Annotated in this window: 17 protein-coding genes; 9 read left to right on the top strand and 8 right to left on the bottom strand. The window is 67.7% G+C overall.

Annotated elements, in window-relative coordinates:
• Positions 1-278 precede the first annotated feature (278 nt).
• Entirely contained in the window at positions 279-1,838 is a 1,560-nt protein-coding gene (locus SGFS_RS23400; protein ID WP_286253075.1) for a glycoside hydrolase, read from the top strand.
• Between the two features lie 171 nt (positions 1,839-2,009).
• Positions 2,010-3,020 carry an SEC-C domain-containing protein gene (locus SGFS_RS23405; protein ID WP_286253076.1) on the top strand — a complete coding sequence of 337 codons (1,011 nt, stop codon included), beginning with the start codon at positions 2,010-2,012 and terminating at the stop codon, positions 3,018-3,020.
• Between the two features lie 207 nt (positions 3,021-3,227).
• On the opposite strand, the gene SGFS_RS23410 is transcribed toward SGFS_RS23405, so the two are convergent.
• Complete coding sequence (locus SGFS_RS23410; protein WP_286253077.1) at positions 3,228-3,710, bottom strand: HNH endonuclease; 483 nt, start codon at positions 3,708-3,710, stop codon at positions 3,228-3,230.
• Complete coding sequence (locus tag SGFS_RS51460) at positions 3,686-4,264, bottom strand: YDG/SRA domain-containing protein (RefSeq protein ID WP_350284011.1); 579 nt, start codon at positions 4,262-4,264, stop codon at positions 3,686-3,688. Before SGFS_RS51460 ends, SGFS_RS23410 begins: the two co-directional genes overlap by 25 nt.
• A 226-nt stretch (positions 4,265-4,490) precedes the next feature.
• Here SGFS_RS51460 and SGFS_RS23420 point away from each other — a divergent pair, with 226 nt between their 5' ends.
• Entirely contained in the window at positions 4,491-7,571 is a 3,081-nt protein-coding gene (locus tag SGFS_RS23420) for a DUF3427 domain-containing protein (RefSeq protein WP_286260026.1), read from the top strand.
• 59 nt (positions 7,572-7,630) lie between these two features.
• On the opposite strand, the gene SGFS_RS23425 is transcribed toward SGFS_RS23420, so the two are convergent.
• Positions 7,631-8,296, bottom strand: a complete 666-nt coding sequence (locus SGFS_RS23425) for an ATP-binding protein (RefSeq protein WP_286253079.1) — start codon at positions 8,294-8,296, stop codon at positions 7,631-7,633.
• A 202-nt stretch (positions 8,297-8,498) separates the two neighbouring features.
• On the opposite strand from SGFS_RS23425, the gene SGFS_RS23430 reads away from it, so the two are divergent.
• From SGFS_RS23430 to SGFS_RS23440, 3 genes are all read left to right on the top strand, one after another.
• Entirely contained in the window at positions 8,499-9,344 is an 846-nt protein-coding gene (locus tag SGFS_RS23430) for a helix-turn-helix domain-containing protein (protein WP_286253080.1), read from the top strand.
• Positions 9,344-9,538: a DUF397 domain-containing protein gene (locus SGFS_RS23435; protein WP_286253081.1), complete on the top strand. Its 195-nt coding sequence runs from the start codon at positions 9,344-9,346 to the stop codon at positions 9,536-9,538. The genes SGFS_RS23430 and SGFS_RS23435 overlap by 1 nt, the downstream gene beginning before the upstream one ends.
• A gap of 116 nt (positions 9,539-9,654) precedes the next feature.
• Positions 9,655-10,200 (top strand): class IV adenylate cyclase, encoded by a 546-nt coding sequence (locus tag SGFS_RS23440; RefSeq protein WP_286253082.1) that lies wholly within the window; start codon positions 9,655-9,657, stop codon positions 10,198-10,200.
• Positions 10,201-10,210: 10 nt separating this feature from the next.
• Here SGFS_RS23440 and SGFS_RS23445 read toward each other — a convergent pair whose 3' ends face one another.
• The 4 genes from SGFS_RS23445 to SGFS_RS23460 form a co-directional block, all read right to left on the bottom strand.
• Complete coding sequence (locus SGFS_RS23445) at positions 10,211-10,381, bottom strand: hypothetical protein (RefSeq protein ID WP_286260461.1); 171 nt, start codon at positions 10,379-10,381, stop codon at positions 10,211-10,213.
• Positions 10,382-10,467: 86 nt separating this feature from the next.
• Positions 10,468-11,655, bottom strand: a complete 1,188-nt coding sequence (locus SGFS_RS23450) for a winged helix DNA-binding domain-containing protein (protein WP_286253084.1) — start codon at positions 11,653-11,655, stop codon at positions 10,468-10,470.
• A gap of 120 nt (positions 11,656-11,775) precedes the next feature.
• Positions 11,776-13,263 carry a hypothetical protein gene (locus SGFS_RS23455; RefSeq protein ID WP_286253085.1) on the bottom strand — a complete coding sequence of 496 codons (1,488 nt, stop codon included), beginning with the start codon at positions 13,261-13,263 and terminating at the stop codon, positions 11,776-11,778.
• A gap of 197 nt (positions 13,264-13,460) precedes the next feature.
• Positions 13,461-14,300, bottom strand: a complete 840-nt coding sequence (locus tag SGFS_RS23460; protein WP_286253086.1) for an alpha/beta fold hydrolase — start codon at positions 14,298-14,300, stop codon at positions 13,461-13,463.
• A 166-nt stretch (positions 14,301-14,466) separates the two neighbouring features.
• Between SGFS_RS23460 and SGFS_RS23465 the strand changes: the two genes are divergently transcribed.
• Together SGFS_RS23465 and SGFS_RS23470 are read left to right on the top strand one after the other, a co-directional pair.
• Complete coding sequence (locus SGFS_RS23465) at positions 14,467-14,769, top strand: hypothetical protein (RefSeq protein ID WP_286253088.1); 303 nt, start codon at positions 14,467-14,469, stop codon at positions 14,767-14,769.
• 130 nt (positions 14,770-14,899) lie between these two features.
• Positions 14,900-15,400 (top strand): levansucrase, encoded by a 501-nt coding sequence (locus tag SGFS_RS23470; RefSeq protein WP_286253090.1) that lies wholly within the window; start codon positions 14,900-14,902, stop codon positions 15,398-15,400.
• Between the two features lie 195 nt (positions 15,401-15,595).
• On the opposite strand, the gene SGFS_RS23475 is transcribed toward SGFS_RS23470, so the two are convergent.
• Positions 15,596-16,918, bottom strand: coding sequence for a DUF445 domain-containing protein (locus SGFS_RS23475; protein ID WP_286253091.1), 1,323 nt, complete (start codon positions 16,916-16,918; stop codon positions 15,596-15,598).
• A gap of 236 nt (positions 16,919-17,154) precedes the next feature.
• Here SGFS_RS23475 and SGFS_RS23480 point away from each other — a divergent pair, with 236 nt between their 5' ends.
• Positions 17,155-18,486, top strand: a complete 1,332-nt coding sequence (locus SGFS_RS23480) for an SGNH/GDSL hydrolase family protein (RefSeq protein ID WP_286253092.1) — start codon at positions 17,155-17,157, stop codon at positions 18,484-18,486.
• The last annotated feature ends 72 nt before the right edge of the window (positions 18,487-18,558 follow it).

An 18,558-nucleotide genomic window follows, 5' to 3' on the forward strand; every position in this document is an offset into this window, starting at 1 on the left:
AGGGGCAGCTCCGCCAAGTGACCAGACCGCGAGGCCTCCTCGTGGTCCCGCCGGGCACCGGACTTCTTCCTCCCCTTCTGACAACCGTTGGAAAAAATCGAGAAAGCGCTGTCCTACCTCTCGACAACCCCACTGGTCAGCCCTGACTCTTCCGAAGAACAACTGTGCCTCTGTCCCCGTATGACTCCCGCTCCCCGTATGACTCCCGCTCCCCCGTATGACCCTCTTCTCCCGTGCGACTCCCCATCCCCCTCCGCACCCGCACCCCCGGAGCTGATATGGCCATGTCCCCAGACCCTCAGGACTCCCAGAACCCCAAGGACCACTCGTCCACACCCTCGGCAGTGGACCGGAACCCGGCTCCGTTCCGCCGCAGAGCCCTGCTGGCCGCGGCCGGTGGCGCGGTCCTCGGCGGCGCGCTGGGCACGGGCACCGCGCACGCGGACGCGACGATCGCGATCACGCCCGGTACGACCTACGGCACCTGGGAGGGCTGGGGCACCTCGCTCGCCTGGTGGGCGAACGTCTTCGGCGCCCGGGACGACTTCGCCGACCTGTGGTTCACCACCAAGACGACGACGTACAACGGCACGGCCCTCCCCGGCCTGGGCATGAACATCGCCCGCTACAACCTCGGCGCGTGCAGCTCGAACACGGTGAACGGCTCGTCCATGGTCGCGTCGCCCAACATCCCCGCGTTCAAGCAGATCGAGGGCTACTGGCAGGACTGGAACAACGAGGACCCGACCTCCTCGGCCTGGAAATGGACGGCGGACGCCACGCAGCGGGCGGCCCTGACGAAGGCGGTGGCGCGCGGCGCGACCACGGAACTCTTCGCCAACTCCCCGATGTGGTGGATGTGCCTGAACCACAACCCCTCGGGCGCGTCGGGCGGCGGCAACAACCTCCAGTCCTGGAACTACCGCCAGCACGCCTCCCACCTGGCCGCCGTGGCCCTCTACGCCAAGAACAACTGGGGCGTGAACTTCGCGACGGTCGACCCCTTCAACGAGCCGGCCTCCAGCTGGTGGACGGCGACCGGCACCCAGGAGGGCTGCCACATGGACGCGTCGGTCCAGGCGGCCGTACTGCCGTACATGCGCAGCGAGTTGGACAAGCGGGGCCTGACGGGCGTACGCATCTCGGCGTCCGACGAGACGAACTACGACACGGCCCGCTCGACCTGGAGCGCGTTCGGCTCTTCGACGAAGGCCCTGGTCAACCAGGTGAACGTGCACGGCTACCAGGGCGCGAACGGCCGTAGGGATCTGCTCTACACGGATGTGGTGACGACATCCGGCAAGAAGCTCTGGAACTCGGAGACGGGCGACAGCGACGGCACCGGCTGGACCCTCGCCCGGAACCTCTGTTACGACTTCCGCTGGCTGCACCCCACGGCCTGGGTCTACTGGCAGGTGATGGACCCGACGGCGGGCTGGGCGATGATCGCGTACGACGCGAACACCCTCCAGCCGACGACGATCCAGACGAAGTACTACGTGATGGCGCAGTTCAGCCGCCACATCCGCCCCGGGATGAAGATCCTGGACGCGGGTTCGAGCTACACGGCGGCGGCGTACGACGCGACGGCGAAGCGCCTGGTGATAGTCGCGATCAACACCTCCTCCTCGGCCCAGACCCTCACCTTCGACCTCTCCCGTTTCACGACGGTGACGGGCGGCACGAACGGCCTGGTCCCCCGCTGGAACACCCACACGTCGGGCGGCAGCGACCGCTACCGCGCGTACTCGGACACGACCCTGAGCGGCAAGTCGGTGTCGGTGCCGTTCGCGGCGGGGGCGGTGCAGACGTTGCAGATCGACGGGGTGACGATCTAGGCGGCGGGTGACGGGCCGGGGTGCGGGCCGGGGTGATGTGGGCCGGGGTCCGCCGCGCGACCCGCTTCCGCTGAATCAAGCGGGGCGCTGACCGGCCCATCCCTCGCCATCCCTCACCCATCCCTCACCCATCCCTCTCCTCGATCGCCGGTCGGCAGTACGGTGTCGTGCATGCGCCCCGACACGCCTGCCGAAAACGTCGACCACACCGCCGAAGCGGCCCGCCTGGAGCGGACCGCCGACCTTTATCCCGAGGACGCCGAACACCTGCTCGTGCAGGCCGCGGCCCACCGGGAACTGGCCGGCGACCGCCCGGGCGCGACCGCGCTCTACGACCGCCTGCTGTCCTCCGACTCCCGGCTGGAGAACCCCCACCTGGTACGAGCCCTGAAGGCGTCCAACCTCTGGGAGTACGGCCACGAGGCCGAGGCCAGGGCGATCATCGAGGGCGTACGGGCGGCGGCCCCCCGCGACCCGGCCCCCTGGGTGATCGTGGCCGAGGCCCTGGAGAACCACGACGAGCTGGAGTCGGCGCAGAACACCTTCACGGAGGCGGCGACGCTCCTGCTGACGGGCGTGGAGGAACCTCCGTACGCAACGCGCCCCGTCCTCTTCGGCCGCCACAGGGTCCGCCGCATGCTGGGCGCGCCGCACGACGACTGGGACGCGGTGGCGGACACACTCCACTCGTCGTCCGTGTCCTTGGACGAGCTGCACGACCCGAAACGGGTGTGGTCCCTGGGCTCCGACAACCCCGCGGAACTCCAGGCCGAAATCTCCCGCCTACGAGCGGAGTTGGGCACCTACAGGGAGGCCCTCTCCCGCCCGTTCCCGGTGGCGATCCTGCACTGGCCGGCACCGGAACTCTCGGAACTGCTGTCGGCGTACCCGGGGTTGGCGTCGGAGTACCCGTCGCACGGGGAGCACCTGTCGACGATAGAGGCGTCACTACGGGAACTGGCGGCCTCCGGCACCCCGAACCTGGGCATCGTGACGGGCACGGTCCCGTCGTACGAGGCTTTCGCGGCCTCGGAGGGCTCGTCCCCGGCCGACGCGACGCTGCTGCCGCAGTATGCGACGACGCTGGCTGCGCGGGGCAGGGCGGAGGAGTGGCCGCCGCAGAGGGGGGCGGGGTGTTGGTGTGGGTCGGGGCGGGCTTATGCGGGGTGCCACGGGGGCTGAGGGAGGCCGGTTAGCTACTGGTCGGCGAGGACAAACAGCCTCGGGGGCGTTCCTGGCCCCCGAGGCTTTCCTGGCGAGCGCCCTATGAGGGTGCCCCCGGGCCAGCCACTCTTCCAGGCCCCCGTGCTGGAGCAGCCCGGGTCAAGGGTGGCCCGCAGGGGCATTGGTGAAGGCTATGAATTTCCATGGCCTGTGCCGTCTGATGCCTCAGTCCCCTTGCCAGTGCTTTCGGTGATAGCGGACATAGTTCACGTGAACCTTGTGCTTGCGGTGCATGGTGAGCTTCGGGTGCACGTTTCCGCCTAGGGCTCCTGCACGCACAATTATCGACCAGTCGTCGTCAATGACGATCGCCCCAATATCAAGCCGCACATGGCAGTTAGGACAGAGACACAGGACGTTGGGCTCTACATCAGGGCCCCGGTGTGGCTCACCAAGAGGCTGGATGTGGGCGCCTTCGCTGTAGGTCTTCCCATCCGGCCCTTCTAAACGCAGACCGCATGCTTGGCACTCTCCGCCGTAGAGCGCCTTCACATTTCTCGGCACCGCAGCATCGCGCACAATCCGCTGCACCGTCGCTGAACGCTTCTCGGGGAGTTTCCCCCCGAGCCGTGTCGCTTCCTCCGAGTCCTCGTCGGTCTCGCTCTCCGCCTGATCCAGCTCGTCTAGAGGAAGCTCGTCCTGCTGCACCAGCAGGTCGGAGATCTGACGCTCAACGGCTGTCGGGTCCTGTACTGATCAGGCAGACGCTCCAGATCAAATTGACAGATCTCGATAGGCGTTCCATCCGGCGCCAGCGACTTCGATACGGCGGTCCGGACGTGCGTAATCTCGTACAGCCCGTCGTATCTATAGCAATCGATCGGTGAGTACCGCGAATCCCCCTTCCAGCCACGAATGACTCGAATGGGGTGGCCTCGGTCGTAGCTCAGCTTGAGAGCAGCGTTGTCTTGATACGCCCAGTCTTGGCTTCGCCGGAGCTTTGGAACTCCATTTTCCTTGTACTTGTCGGCGTCGGGGGAGGCTCCCGTGTACCGCACCCAAGTCCAGTGGTCCTCGTCGTCCTCGTACCCACCGTGCAGCACGATGGCGTCGGCAACATCGCTTCCGTCTTCATCCGCGAGCCACGAGATGCCACGGACGGTATTTCCGTGCAGATCGGCCTGGTGCACCTGCCGACGGCGATGGAACTCTGCGCCGGGAGCGACGCCTGCTAAGTGACCGATTCTTCGCTTGTTCCCCACGCGACCATGATGGACCGAAGACGATCACTTATGTCAACTAGGTTGCGCTAGAAGGTCAGAGAGCTAGCGACCCGCGATCATCTAGTGCCTCATCTTCGTCGATTGTCAGTGGCAGCTGTTACAACAGAGCCGTTGCTAGACGAGCGAGCGAGGAGTCAGCGTGGCTCAGCCGGGGGATCTGTCGAAGCCTGTCGCGGGTGTGTACGAGGAGCTCATCACTCAGCGCATGCAGGCGCAGATGGAGCAGTTGGGTGCTGCTGGTTGGAGGGCCATCGACGCCGACGTCAGCGAGGAGTCCTCACCGCACGTGCTCGCTCGCCACATCAGTCAGGCCATAGGGCGCAGACTCAGCCAACTGCCCCACGACAAGCGCGTCGCCGTGGCCAACCAGATCATCGAGTCGCTCGCATCCGGCCCCTCCGAGCTGAACGCCAGTGACACTGTCGAGCTCATCGCGGATGGGCCTCGCCAACTCTTGGCTCTGGCTGAGCAGGAGGCACCTGGTGTTTACGCGGTCCGTCCCCTGACTCCGCTCTCAGAGACAGCGCTCATCACCAACTCTCCCGAAGACCCAAGCCTCGGCAGCGAGCTACGTGCCGAGCTGGCCACGGCAGACCGTATCGATCTGTTGTGCGCCTTCGTGAAGTGGTACGGCCTGCGCGTACTCGAAGACTCGCTCCGCGCGGCCAAAGAACGTGGCGTTCCGATCCGCGTCATCACGACCACCTACATCGGCGCCACCGACCGCCACGCACTGGATCGACTCGTTCGCGACTTCGGCGCCAAGGTGAAGGTCAACTACGAGATCCGTTCGACGCGGCTGCACGCGAAGGCCTGGCTGTTCCGGCGCAAAAGCGGTTTCGACACGGCGTATGTCGGTAGTTCCAACCTTTCCAAGGCCGCGCTGCTCGATGGACTGGAGTGGAACGTACGCCTGTCATCGGTAGCAACTCCGGCTGTGCTCAACAAGTTCGAGGCCACCTTCGACGCGTACTGGAACGACATCGCCTTTGAGGCGTATGACCCGGACCGTGACGGCGAGCGTCTGGACCAGGCCCTCACTCAGGCCAGTGGGACCCGCCCTGCGGCCGATCTCAAGATCAGCCTGTCAGGTCTTGAAGTACGTCCCTTCCCTCATCAGCAGGACATGCTCGAAAGGTTGCGCATCGAGCGTGAACTCCGTGATCGGAGCCGCAACCTTCTTGTCGCGGCTACCGGGACCGGTAAGACAGTGATGGCCGCGCTGGACTATCGAAACCTCCTCAGGGAGTGGGGTAACGGTCACCCACGATTGCTCTTCGTGGCCCATCGCAAGGAAATCCTCCGGCAGTCCTTGCGCACGTACCGCGAAGTGCTTGACGACGCATCCTTCGGAGAGCTTCTCTACGGCGGTGAAGACCCGCGCGAGTGGAACCATGTGTTCGCCAGCGTCCAGTCGCTCAACGTCCAGCGGTTGGAGCAGCTTGCGCCAGAGCACTTCGACATCATCGTGATCGACGAGTTCCATCACGCCACGGCGAGGACGTACCGCCGAGTCATTGACCACTTCAAGCCGAAGCAACTCCTTGGGCTCACCGCCACTCCCGAGCGGATGGACGGGCTCAATGTGCAAAACGAGTTCTTCGATGGCCGTATCGCAGCCGAGATGCGCCTCTGGGAAGCACTGGAGAACGATCTCCTGTGCCCCTTTCACTACTTCGGCATCCCAGACGGCACCACTCTGACCAACCTTGGCTGGCAGAAGGGCGCCTACACCGATCATGACCTCGATAACCTCTACACCGGCAACCACGCCCGTGCCCGTATCGTCGTGAAGCAGATCCGCGACAAGGTCTCCAACCCCGGAGCCATGCGCGCCCTCGGGTTCTGTGTGTCCAAAGCTCATGCGCACTTCATGGCCGACTTCTTCCGCAAGGCCAACTTTCAGGCCGTGGCGCTCGACAGCGATTCACCGGCAGCGGTTCGGGATCAAGCCCTGGCTGACCTCCGAAACGGCAAGCTTCAAGTGATCTTCTCTGTCGATCTGTTCAACGAGGGCCTCGACATCCCCGACGTCGACACGTTGTTGCTGCTCCGCCCCACGAACAGCGCCACGATCTTCCTTCAGCAGTTGGGGCGGGGTCTTCGCCGTACGGAGACGAAGCCCGTCCTCACCGTGCTCGACTTCATCGGTCAGCACCGGGCGGAGTTCCGCTTCGAGGAGCAGTTCCGGGCTCTCACCAACCTCTCCCGCAACCGGCTCGTCGATCACATCGAGCATGACTTCCCGCAACTTCCCTCTGGCTGCCAGATCATCCTGGAGGGCAAGTCCAAGGAGCTCGTCCTTGACAACATCCGCACCCAACTAGGCGCCACCGTGAAGACGCTGACGAAGGAGGTCAAGGACTATCGCACTCCCCGCCTCGCGGACTATCTCCGGGAGAGCCGCCGCGAGCTCAAAGAGCTCTACAAGAGCGACAACTCCTGGACCACGGTCCTCCGCAAGGCGGGGTTGGTCGAAGAGCCGGCTCCAGCAGGGGAGGCGGCGCTCCTCAAACGAGTCCACGCCTTCCTCCACGTAGACGACCCCGACCGCGCCAAGGCCTATCTACGCCTCCTCGCCGACGACGCTCCCGAGTACGAAGCTCTGCCGCCGACCGACCAGGCGTACGCCCGCATGCTCTTCTTCAACCTGTGGGACAACGCAGGAGGCTTCACCAGCTTCCAAGAAGGCCTCGAATCCCTCCGCGCTCAGCCCGTATTCCGTGATGAGCTGCGGCAAGTGCTGTCGTACGTCATCGAGAAGGCCGACCACTTCCCGCTCCGCCTGTCAGGCCCACATAGCGATATCCCCTTGCGGGTCCACAGCTCCTACAACCGCTCAGAGATCCTGGCGGCGCTCGGCGTGGCCCGCTTCGGCGGCCAGATGCCCCGGTCTTTCGCACAAGGTGTGCAGTGGGTCGACGACATCCAAACCGACGCCCTGCTCATCACCCTGGAGAAGAACGAAAGAGACTTTTCCCCCACTGTCCGCTACAAGGACTACGCGCTGAGCCCCGCGCTCTTCCACTGGGAGTCTCAGAACGCCACCGCCGAAAACTCCCCGACGGGCTTGCGCTACCAGCGCCATGTGCAGCAGGGCAGCCATGTCCTGCTCTTCATGCGCCGCTACAAGGACACCGACATAGGCAAAGCCCACCCCTGGATGCTGCTCGGTCCGGCTCTATACGAGGAGCACACCGGCAGCAAGCCGATGGCGATCACATGGCGTTTGGAGCATGAGCTCCCGGCCGATGTGTGGACGTACTCGGCGATCACCGCTGGGTAGAGACCTGGCGGTGATCGCCTGCGCTCGACGCGAGGGATAGCGCCCCGCACCAGGCGTATCTACGAAGGCCCAGCCCCCTCGCATGAAGTCCCTGCCTCATACCGGCGCTGGGCCCGGTCAAGCGCTTCGTCGGCGTCGCCTCCATGTGCTCTCACCCAGTGCAGCAGGTCGGCGATGAGGGCAGTCACCGCTCCCTCAGCCACCGCAGTGGTGAGCGGGCTCAGCCTTGCCGCCTGCGGAAGCGTCGCCGTCCCGTACAGCCCAAGCAGCACCTCAGCTCGGGCGATGCGTGCGCCTCCCAGATGGCCATGCGTGGAGGTCAATCCCGTCGCCAGCTCACACCAGGTCACCTTGTGGTCTGCATAAGGCTGGACGCCCCAGCGGTCGGCAACAGCATTCACCAGCGCCATCCCTCTGCCGGACTCAGCCTCCGTCGCGGCTTCAAACAGCGTGGGTAGCGCACGGGCGTCGGGGTCGCGGACCTCGATCCGTACGTGGGTTCCGTTCATGGAGACGGCGAGTGTGGTGGGGGTTCCGGCGCCCACGTGGTGAATGACGTTGGACACGAGTTCGCTGACACAGAGTTGAGCAGCGTCGATGACCTCGTGGAGTCCCCAGAGGCCCAAGTGAAGTCGCATGATCCGCCGGAGACCGGCTACCTCCTTCGGTTCGGCCACAAAGGGCAGGTCCCAGGGCTTCCTCGGCATGCCCGCGATGCAATCCATCGTTCAACTCCTCTACTTGCCGACCAAGTTGCGATCCGCGTTTGTCTGCACACAGAGAGTTGCATTGGAACTCTCGAAATGGAACTCTCATCTAGTGCTAGCGGGAGCGCGTCCGCACACTGCACGCCCCCGGCGCGCACTCCGTTGCGAACGCATGCAAGGAAGCCCCACGATCTGACGGTTCAAGCGAAAGGCCCGAGACATGGCAGTTGGCCCCACCACCCGCAGGCGTCAGTTGGGTGCAGATCTACGCCGTCTCCGCGAGCTCAAGGGGCTCACCTTGGAGGAAGCGGGAGCGCGCGTCGGCGTCTCGAAGGCGACCTTGAGTCGCTACGAAACCAAGGAAGGGTCGGTCAAGTGGCCCACGGTCGATGCCCTCTGCCGGGAGTACGACACTTCCGATATGGAGCGCCTCGCCCTGGTCGAACTAGCCAAGGCAGCCAAGATCCAAGGCTGGTGGCGGTCGCTCGCCGACCCCGTCCCCAACTCCATGAACCTCATGCTCACGCTTGAGGATGAGGTCGTACGGGAGGACCACTACGCCTGCATGTTCATCCCAGGCCTCCTCCAGACCCGTGAGTACGCCGAGGCCGTCCACCGGTCCTCCGAGAAGCAGTGCCCTGAGCGGGAAGTGCAGTACATGGTGGACATCCGGATGAAGCGCCAGGAGCTTCTGCAACGGGAAGACCCGCCGCACATCTGGTGCGTGATCGACGAGGCTGCCATCCGACGGACGGTCGGTGGGCCGGAAGTCATGAACGCCCAACTCCGGCACCTACTCACCATGGCGGAGCTCCCCCACATCACCGTACAAGTGCTGCCGTTTTCAACTGGTGGTCATGCAGCCGCTGTTGGGAGCTTTCTCATCCTCGGTGGTCAAACTCGCGACCTGGACGTCGTGTACGTCGACATCATCGGAGGCGGCCTCTTCATGGAGAAGCCGCAAGAACTGGAGCGGTATAGGTTGGCGTTCCAGTACCTCCAAGCGCAAGCGCTCGACATGGAGGCCTCCGCCCAACTGATCCACCGCACAAGCCAGGAGTCGTGATGCCGATACGGTCCGAGCACCAGTGGTTCAAGTCCTCTTACAGTGGGGGCAGCGGGACCGAGTGTGTGGAGGCCGCCTTCGTGCAGGACGGCATGGCTGTGCGGGACAGCAAGGATGCCTCTGGCCCCTGGTTGTCCTTTGGCGCCAGCCCCTGGTCTGACTTCATAGCTGCCATAGGGAAAGCCGGTCTCTGAGTTATCAGAGACCGGCCACAAACCCGGCGTCGTTATTCGTAACAGCTGCGGCGGGGGTCCGCGTGACTGCCCGGATAGCTCGCGCAGAGTCTTGTCCGCATCTGTGAAGGAGAGCCGTGGCACAGCACGAGTACGAGGCGAAGTTCCTGGAGATCGACGTGCAGGCCACTGTCGGCGCGCTTCGTGCCGCCGGGGCCGAACAGGTCTTCCCCAAGACCATGTTCACCCGCCTGATCTTCGAGAACGACGCGGTGCAGGGCGAACAGTGGCTGCGGCTACGGGACGAGGGCGGCAGGACCACGCTCACCTTGAAGCAGGTCACCGACGCCACACACATCAACGGGACCACGGAGATCGAGATCGAGGTCGACGACCTGGCCAAGACCGCAGAACTGCTCACGGCGCTCGGACTGCGGCAGGTCCGCTATCAGCAGAACTACCGCGAAGAGTGGCAGCTGAACGGCGTCACCTACGACTTCGACACCTGGCCGGAGCTGGCCACCTTCCTGGAGATCGAGAGCTCTTCCGAAGCGGCGGTGCGGGACGCGGTGGCAGCCCTGGGGCTGGACTACGCCCATGCCCGCTTCGGCAGCATCGATCTGATCTACAAGAGCGAACTGGGGCGTGACATCCTCGCCGAGCCGACCCTTCTCTTCACGTGATGGCGAGCGGTCAGCCCTCCTGAAGCTCCGCGACGATCCGCTCCGCCATACGCCGCGCGGGCTCCAGCCGAGGGCCCTGGGGATGCGCGCCCGGCCCCAGGATCTTCGAGCACACGAACAGCGTCATCAGCTTGCCGTCCCGGCTCTCGAAAGCACGAGTTGCGGAAGCGGGGAGCGTCACGCGCGTGACCGTAGCATCGGGACGGCCCCCGCAAGGCCGTCCCCACCGTAAGCCCGGCTGGGGTGACCCGGCATGGCTCTCGGCGCTCAGCCCTCGGACAACCGCCGAACCTCACCCCCCGGAAACCCCTTCCCCCACCAGTGGTCATACCGCCGATACGGCCGCGCATCCCGGCCCGCGAGGAACGTCGTGAGGGCCTCCGCCTCCTCCCCCAAGGCCCTCCACACCGCGGCCGGGAGTGGGTGGAACGCCGTCGCCTCGATCGATGCCGCATCGTCCACCACTCGCCAGACCCCCGCCACCTGCCCGTCCACCAGCAGCGTCGGGAGTACGTCGCCGTTCATGCGGGTCACGTGCTTGCGGTAGGCCGGGGGGATGAGGCGGCTGCGGTCGGCGTAGGCGAGGAGGGGGCTGTCCCACATGGGGAGGAGTCGGGGTGGGGCGGGGGTGTTCTCGGGTGGGCGGGGGGCGTCCGGGATGTCGTAGAGGGGGGTCTTGCCGGTCGCGGGGGGCAGTTGTTCCACTTCCGCGTTCGCCAGCATTTCCTGGACCACTGGTCGGATGCGGGCCCGTTGGATGAGCGTGAACTGGGCCATGTCCGCCACCGTGGCCGGGCCGAAGGCCTCTAGGTAGCGGTGGAGCAGGGTGCGTAGGCCCTTCGCCGCGGACTCGGAGTCCGTGAGCCGCGGGGGGTGGGGCGGTGAGACGTACGACTGGCGTGTGTCGAAGGACCAGGGGCCGCCCGTGGGGGCGTGCCACAGGGGGGCGTAGTGGCGCAGCATTCTGTGGGCGTCTGCCGCCAGGGGAGCAAGGGGGGTGCCGGGTCGGTTCGGCAGTTCGTCGTCCAGCCATGTGCGGAGTTCTGCGGCTGTTCTCGGGGTGCTCGCGTACCGCAGCAGGGATGGGAGCAGGGTGTCCGCGTCCGCTGCGGTCAGACCGGAGGACGTGAAGCGGGTGTCGCCCAGGCGGGAGGCTCTGAGGGTGGGGTCCATGGCCTCGCGGAAGGGGGCGTAGTCGTCGGCGTGGACCAGGTGCACCGTGATCCGCATCAGGGTTGCCCTGACCGTGCGGTGATCGGCCAACGCCTCGTCCAGAGCCCTCGCGTCGAAGGCGGTCAGGCGGTTCCACAGGGCGATGTACGGCGAGGCCGGCTGTTGGGCCTGCAGGGCGACCACACGTCGTACCGCTTCGACGGCGTCCAGGCCCGGCTCTCGGGCCAGCAGCAACTGGCGGGCCAGCGTGGCGCGGTTGAGGGCGCGCTCGGTCATCTTCATGCCGGGATTCTCTCGCCGGCCCGCTTCCGGTTTCCGGCATCCAGCGGGTGAACCGTCGTGTGACCGGTGATCGGACGCCGGTCACACGACGGGGTCTCACCGGTCACACGACGTGGGCCGCTACGCCGTCGCCACCTCGCCCTTCGTCAGCAGCCACTCCTCGTGCACTGCCCCCAGCGGGATCCTCTTCTCGAAGATCGGGGTGCCGAAGATGCTGAGGGAGAGGTTGAGGGTGCCGGTGAGGTCGACTCCGCCGAAGAGGGCGTACGAGCCCTGGGCCGAGCCGGTGCCGTCGGCTGAGCCTTCGGCCGACGCGTCGGCCTCCACGCGGAGGTAGGGGGCCAGGTCGGCTGTGACGCCCACCGTGCCGTAGAGGCCCACCGTCGCCTCGGCGCCCAGGGCCGCCTTCACCTTGCCCGTCGCCGTGACCTTGGTCTTCAGGGGTTCGCCGGTCATCTTCGACTCGCTGACCGAGGTCCAGCCCTTGGCCCAGGTGAATTCGCCGCCGGCGCGGAAGTCGCCCTTGAGGTCCTGTTCGACGTCGACCGTGACACGGCCGTCGGCGTCGATCTGGAAGTAGAGGGTCAGATCGAGGTTGACGACGATCGGGATCGGGCCCGCCTGGATCACCGGGTCGGAGTGGAGCTCGGCGAACGGGATGCGGATCGGCTTGCCGTTCGTCGTGCCAGCCGCCCGGCCCTTCAGGGACCACTTCGACGCCCAGTCGCCCGTCAGGCCCAGGAACGCGCCGCCGGGGGACGAGCCGTTGGCCTTAGCGGTGCCGTCGTACGAGAAGGCGACCTCCGGCGCGAGCTGTACGAAGCCCTGGACCGACGCGGCGGCCGAGGCCGGGGCGTCCTCGGCGGTGGCGACCGACGCGCCCACGTCGATGCGCAGGCTGCCCAGCGGGAGCTTCGCGCCCTTGGGGCCGAAGGTGAGGTCGCCGGTCTTCGCCCAGGACACCTTCACGCCGTTGACCAGGGGGTCCACGTCGATGGTCGACGGGTCCACCGGGACCTCGCCCTCGGCCTTGCTCTCGCCGAGGACCGCGTCGAGCGTCGCCGGTTCGGTCTGGACCGTCGTGGCGGCGGCGGCGCCGCCATCGTTGTCAGCGTCCGCAGACGCGTTCGCGTCCGCGTCCGTGTTCGCCTCGCCGACCACCTCCGTCACCTTGGCCAGCAGGCCGTCGGGGGCGCCGGGGGCGGGCGCGCTGGCTATGACGTCGCCGACCGCCACGGGGGGTGCGGCCGGGGTCGACGCCGAGGCGGACGGTGTGGGGGACGACGACTCCGACGCACGCGCCGGTGCCGCGATCACCGCCCTGCCGCTCTTCTTGTCGTACGACGCGACCTTGAGCGAGCTCTTCTTCGCCTGGCCGGCGCCGTTCGCGTCCGCGTCGGCCACCGCGGTGGGGGTCGCGCCGGTTTTGGGGGCCGATACGACCGCCAGTTGTTCCTCGGCCGCGCCGGGCTCGGGGGTCTTCGCGACCGCCGCGCCGGCCGCGTCGGTGGGGGTCTGGGAGGTGGCGGAGCAACCCGTCGTGAGCAGGGCCGCGACGGTGATCGCGGACATCGCCGACAGCAGGGCATGTCTCTTGAGCTTGTGCACGCGTGTGTCCTCGGGAGCGGAGTTCGGGGGTGCGCTTCAGGAGGTGATGAGAGAGACGAGATGAGATGAGAGGTGACGGTGGCCGCTTGAGGGGCATGCCGATGCACACGTCGATGCAGCCGTCTTCGGTGACGGCGCGCGAGTGGCGGTTACCCCCCAGTAGCCGTGCATGAGCATGCCAGGCTCTTAGCCGGCTATCAACTTGCCTCAGAGCCAAGGGAATTGAGGAATTCGGCCATCGTGGCGTGCAGGCGGTCCGGCTTGTCCAGGTGTACGTCGTGGCCCGCGTCCTCGACGACCGCGAGGCGGGTGGTGGTGCCGGGGGCGCGGGCCGCCGGCATCGCGGTCGCGTCGGCTTCCGCCATCGTGCCGTTCGCGCCGCGTACGACCAGGGTGGGGCAGGTCGTGGCCGCCCAGGCGGAGTGGTACGACGTGACTGCCGGCTCCGCCACGGCGGCCAGCGTCGTCCGGCGGTCCACCCTCGGGTACCAGCCGTCGGAGCGCTGTTCGAGGTTGCGGGACCAGGCCTCGTGGCCGAAGAACGCCGTCGCGGAGGCCGGGGAGTCGAAGGGTGTGGGCCAGCTGTCCAGCCAGGCGGCGATGTGGGCGGGGAGGGCCGGGTCGGGGGCGCCCGGGCCCGCCTCGATCAGGATCAGGGAGTGGAGGAGGGCGGGGTGCTCGGCCGCGGCGAGGAAGGCCGTGTGGCCGCCGAGGGACTGGCCCACGAGGGTCAACTTCCCTGACTCCGGTACCAGTTCACGGATCACCGTCACCGCGTCCCGTACGCACGCCGCTCGGGTCATGTCCGCGGGGGTGCGTGTGCTCGCGCCATGACCCCGGGCGTCGTACATCACCACGCGGTGGCCGTCCGCCACCAGTGCGGGCAGCAGGTCGTCCCACTCCCCCATGTGGCCCGCCAGGCCGTGCAGGAGGAGAAGCGTGCGGCCGGAGGCGGGGAGGGTCGGGGGTGGGGTGTGGTCGCGGTAGGCGAGGTGGACACCGTCGGGGGTGGTGAGGCGACCGGTGGTGGAGGGCATCGGGCGATCGTGTCCGTCCGGTCGGGCCGGATCAACCAGGTTTTCGGTTCTTGACAGGGCTCGACTCAGGTTCCGGGTTCCGTCCCGGCCGGGGGCTAGCCTCGACGGCACCGGATGGTCGACCGGCCGGTCGACCGTCCGGTCACAGGCGACGCAGGAGGCAGTGATGGCGAGGATCCCCACGGCGGCGGTGGCCGCGAGCGGGCTCATCGGTGGGTACGGGGTGGCCCGCTGGACCAAGAAGCGGCAACTCGGCGGAGTTGTGCTGGCCGTGGCGGGGGCGGCGGCCGCACAGCAGTGGCAGCGGGCGGCCGGCGGCAAGGCCGCGGGGGCGCTCACTGCCGGGTACGTCGCCGCGTTCGCCGGGTCGCATCCTCTGGCGAAGAAGGTGGGAGCCTGGCCGGCTGTGTTCGGGGTTGCCGGGGGCGTTGCCCTCGCGTCCTGGGTTGTGGCTGACCGGCGCGCCTAGGGCCCTTCTGATGATCGTCCGGCTAGGGCCCTTCTGATGGTCGTCCGGCCGGGCTCCACGGCCGGAGCCTGACCGTTCCCTTACCTTCGCCGACTTCACAGAACCGGCCACGGCCAGGCATCATCCGGCCATGTATGAACAGCAGTCCGCGTCCCGCGCCTACCTGTCCGCCCTGGAAGCCCGTCTCGCCGCCGACCAATGCCGTACGTGGTGGGAGGACTGGGCGGGAGCGCCCGTGCTCATCGGGCGGCGGGCCGACTTCAAGTGGAGGTGGGCGGGGACGAAGCTGCACCTGTTCACCGTGGCGGCGGCCGTCCCGGAGATAACCATCCCCACGATCGAGACCTTCACCGAGCAGGTGCTGGCCTACGCGAAGAAGACCAAGGGCGGTCTGCCGCTCGGGCTGCAGACCGGCATCGGGGCGTTCCCGCTGCTGGTCAGTGACCGCGTGGACCCGGCGGCGGTGCGGTGGGCCGAGGCCCAGCAGCGCAACAAGTGGGCGTGCATGGCCCGGCCCGTCGTGGTCGACAGCGCCCATCAGTACGTGGGGTCGTATCGCGGCACCCCGGCGATCGGGATGGCGTACTCGTCCTACTTCGAGCAGAAGGCCATGCGGTACTTCTACGGCTGACTCACGAGGCCGGAAGGCATCGCGCCCCCGCCGCGCCCCTACCCGTCCCACCCACAAGGGGCGGCTGCCCCTTCGACCCCGCTGCGCCTACGACCTCGGGGGTGCGGGTGGTTCGGCGGGTGCGGGTTCGTCGAGGTTGCTCGCGCAGTTCTCCGCGCCCCTGAGAGGACCGGGCCCCGCCCCGGTCCTCTCAGGTCACGCCCCAAGCGCCCGCGACACCGTATAGATCAACAACCCGGCCAGAGAGCCGACCACCGTGCCGTTGATGCGGATGAACTGGAGGTCGCGGCCGATGTGGGCCTCGATCTTCCGGGTCGTGTGTTCGGCGTCCCAGCTCGCGACCGTCTCGGTGATCAGGGACGTGATCTCCGCCCGGTACGTCGTGACCACGTGCACGGCCGCGCCCTCGACCCACTTGTCCACCTTGGCCTGCGCGTTCGGCTCCTCGGCCATCCGGGCGCCCAGGGAGAGCAGGGAAGTGCGGACCCGTAGCCGCAGCTCACTGCGCTCGTCCTCCGCCGCCGACACGATCATCGCCCGTACGGCCGTCCACACGGAGTCGATCAGGTCCTGGACCTCGCCCCGGGCCAGCACCTCGCCCTTCAGCCGCTCCACGCGCGCCCGGGTGTCCGTGTCGGACTGGAGGTCGGAGGCGAAGTCGGTGAGGAAGCGGTCGAGCGCGCCCCGGGCCGGATGCGTGGGCGAGTCGCGCATCTCGGTGACGAAGCGGAGGAGTTCCTTGTACACCCGTTCGCCGATGCGCTTGTCGACGAACCTGGGGGTCCATCCGGGGGCACCGCCCTCGACCGCGTCCATGACCTGCTCGTCGTGGAGGATCAGCCAGTTCTGGGCGCGGGCGCAGATCAGGTCGACGGCCCGCCGGTGGCCGCCGTCGGCGACGATCCGCTCCAGCATCTTCCCTATGCCGGGCCCGATCTCCTGGGCGCCCGCCCTGCGGGTGATGGCCTCGCTGACCACCGCCTGTACGTCCGAGTCGCGGAGCACCGTCAGCGCTCCGCGCAGCGCCGTCGCCAGCTCCGCCGTCACCCGGTCGGCGTTCTGCGGCTCCGCCAGCCACGCGCCGAGCCGACTGCCGATGCCGACGGCCCGCAGCCGCTGCCGTACGACATCCTCGGAGAGGAAGTTCTCTCCGACGAACTCGCCCAGGGAGACGCCCAGTTGGTCCTTCTTGTTGGGGATGATCGCGGTGTGCGGGATGGGGATGCCGAGGGGGTGGCGGAACAGCGCGGTCACCGCGAACCAGTCCGCCAGCGCGCCCACCATGCCCGCCTCGGCCGCCGCCGCCACATAGTCGGCCCAGGCGCCGGCGCCCTCGTGCGACGCCCACTTGGCGAGCACGTAGACGACCGCCACGAACAGCAGCAGGCCGGCCGCGGTGAACTTCATCCGGCGTACGCCGCGCTGCTTCTCCTCGTCGGCCGCGCTGAAGGTGGTCATGGCGCGGTTGGTCCCGGCCCATGCCCGGGGGCTGGTTTCTTCCACTTCCGTACGGTTCATTCACTCCACCCGCTCGTGTCCCCCGTGCACATTGTCCCTTTCCCGCCCTTGTTCTTCTCTTGTGACCTACGTCTTCCCCACTCCTGACCTACTCCTGGAACGGAACAGGAGTTCCCCGCGTCTGTCCGGGCGGGGGAACCGATGGGGGTTCTCGCAAAGCACCCCCATCCCATGACGCATCATGGGGTGATCACATCGGAGCCCCGGGCTCCATTGCCCGAGGAGAAACGCACCGCATGACCAGGCGTCACCACGGTTATGCCTTGCTCGCCGCGATCGTCACCCTGGTCGTGGCCGTCTCGGCCGCGATATACGCCGGCGTCGGCCTCGACGACGGCACGACGCGGCAGGAGACCTTCGCCCGCGCCCCCCGGGGCACCGTCGCCCCCGCCTCCACCGGCGTCTGGGTCGGCGCCTGGTCGGCGTCGCCGAGCGGGGCGGAGCCGGGCACCGAGACGAACGGCCTCGCGGGCCGCTCGGTGCGCAACGTGCTGCACACGGCCACCGGCGGCACGAGCGCCCGCATCACGTTCTCCAACCTCTACGGGCAGCAGCCGCTGACCCTCACGCACGCCTCGATCGCGGTGGCCGCCGCCGCGAACAGCCCGGCCGCCATGCCCGACACCATGCGCCGCCTCACCTTCGGCGGCGCCGAGTCCGTCACCATCCCCTCGGGCCGACAGGTGGTCAGCGACGCCGTACGGGTGGCGATCCCGCACGACAGCGACATCCTCGTCACCACCTTCTCGCCCACCCCCTCCGGCCCGGTCACCTACCACCTGCACGCCCGGCAGATCTCGTACACCGCCGAGGGCGACCAGGCCGCGGACGTCACCGGGACGCCGTACACCACGCAGTCCACCTACTGGCGGTACGTCACCGCCGTCGACGTCCTCAGCAACGACGCGGACGGCACGGTCGTCGTCCTCGGCGACTCGCTCACCGACGGCGTGACCTCGACCGTCGGCGCGAACCGGCGCTGGACGGACGCCCTCTCCGACCGGCTGCGCCAATCCGCCGGCGCCTCCTCCGACACACCCCGCTACAGCGTCGTCAACCAGGGCATCAGCGGCAACCAGGTCCTCGCCGACGGCCACGGACGCCCCGCCGACAACCCCAGCGGCCTAGCCCGCTTCCCCCGCGACGTCCTCGGCCGTACGGGCGTCAAGGCGGTCGTCATCGACCTCGGCATCAACGACATCCTGAAGAACCCGAACCAGGCCGACCCGGACGCGATCGTCGCCGGCCTGCGCACCCTCGTCGACCAGGCCCACGCCCGCGGCCTGCGCGTCGTCGGCGCGACCCTCATGCCGTTCCAGGGCCACCGCGGCTGGACCGAACAGCGCGAGACGGTACGCCGGTCCATCAACGACCGCATCCGCTCCGGCGACGTCTACGACGCGGTCGTCGACTTCGACAAGGCCCTACGGGACCCGTACAACCCGAGGCAGCTCAGGCCGGACTACGACTCGGGCGACCATCTGCACCCGAGCGACGCGGGATACGAGCGGATGGCGGAGGTCTTCGACCTGGCGGACCTGAAGGGCTCGGCTCCGGCGAAGCTGTAGCCGCCGGGTCACCTCCGCACCCGTGAGGGGCGCGGGGAACCGCGCGAGCAACCACCAACGACCCGCGGCCGG

The sequence above is a fragment of the Streptomyces graminofaciens genome (assembly GCF_030294945.1).
Lineage (GTDB): Bacteria > Actinomycetota > Actinomycetes > Streptomycetales > Streptomycetaceae > Streptomyces > Streptomyces graminofaciens.

What these genes read in the sequence shown, in the direction of transcription:
- SGFS_RS23465 (WP_286253088.1), top strand. Translation starts at nt 14,467, where the DNA reads ATGGCGAGGATCCCCACGGCGGCGGTGGCCGCGAGCGGGCTCATCGGT.
- SGFS_RS23480 (WP_286253092.1), top strand. Translation starts at nt 17,155, where the DNA reads ATGACCAGGCGTCACCACGGTTATGCCTTGCTCGCCGCGATCGTCACC.
- SGFS_RS23450 (WP_286253084.1), bottom strand. Translation starts at nt 11,655, where the DNA reads ATGAAGATGACCGAGCGCGCCCTCAACCGCGCCACGCTGGCCCGCCAG.
- SGFS_RS23475 (WP_286253091.1), bottom strand. Translation starts at nt 16,918, where the DNA reads ATGAACCGTACGGAAGTGGAAGAAACCAGCCCCCGGGCATGGGCCGGG.
- SGFS_RS23400 (WP_286253075.1), top strand. Translation starts at nt 279, where the DNA reads ATGGCCATGTCCCCAGACCCTCAGGACTCCCAGAACCCCAAGGACCAC.
- SGFS_RS23420 (WP_286260026.1), top strand. Translation starts at nt 4,491, where the DNA reads ATGCAGGCGCAGATGGAGCAGTTGGGTGCTGCTGGTTGGAGGGCCATC.
- SGFS_RS23430 (WP_286253080.1), top strand. Translation starts at nt 8,499, where the DNA reads ATGGCAGTTGGCCCCACCACCCGCAGGCGTCAGTTGGGTGCAGATCTA.
- SGFS_RS23460 (WP_286253086.1), bottom strand. Translation starts at nt 14,300, where the DNA reads ATGCCCTCCACCACCGGTCGCCTCACCACCCCCGACGGTGTCCACCTC.
- SGFS_RS23425 (WP_286253079.1), bottom strand. Translation starts at nt 8,296, where the DNA reads ATGGATTGCATCGCGGGCATGCCGAGGAAGCCCTGGGACCTGCCCTTT.
- SGFS_RS23435 (WP_286253081.1), top strand. Translation starts at nt 9,344, where the DNA reads ATGCCGATACGGTCCGAGCACCAGTGGTTCAAGTCCTCTTACAGTGGG.
- SGFS_RS23470 (WP_286253090.1), top strand. Translation starts at nt 14,900, where the DNA reads ATGTATGAACAGCAGTCCGCGTCCCGCGCCTACCTGTCCGCCCTGGAA.
- SGFS_RS23405 (WP_286253076.1), top strand. Translation starts at nt 2,010, where the DNA reads ATGCGCCCCGACACGCCTGCCGAAAACGTCGACCACACCGCCGAAGCG.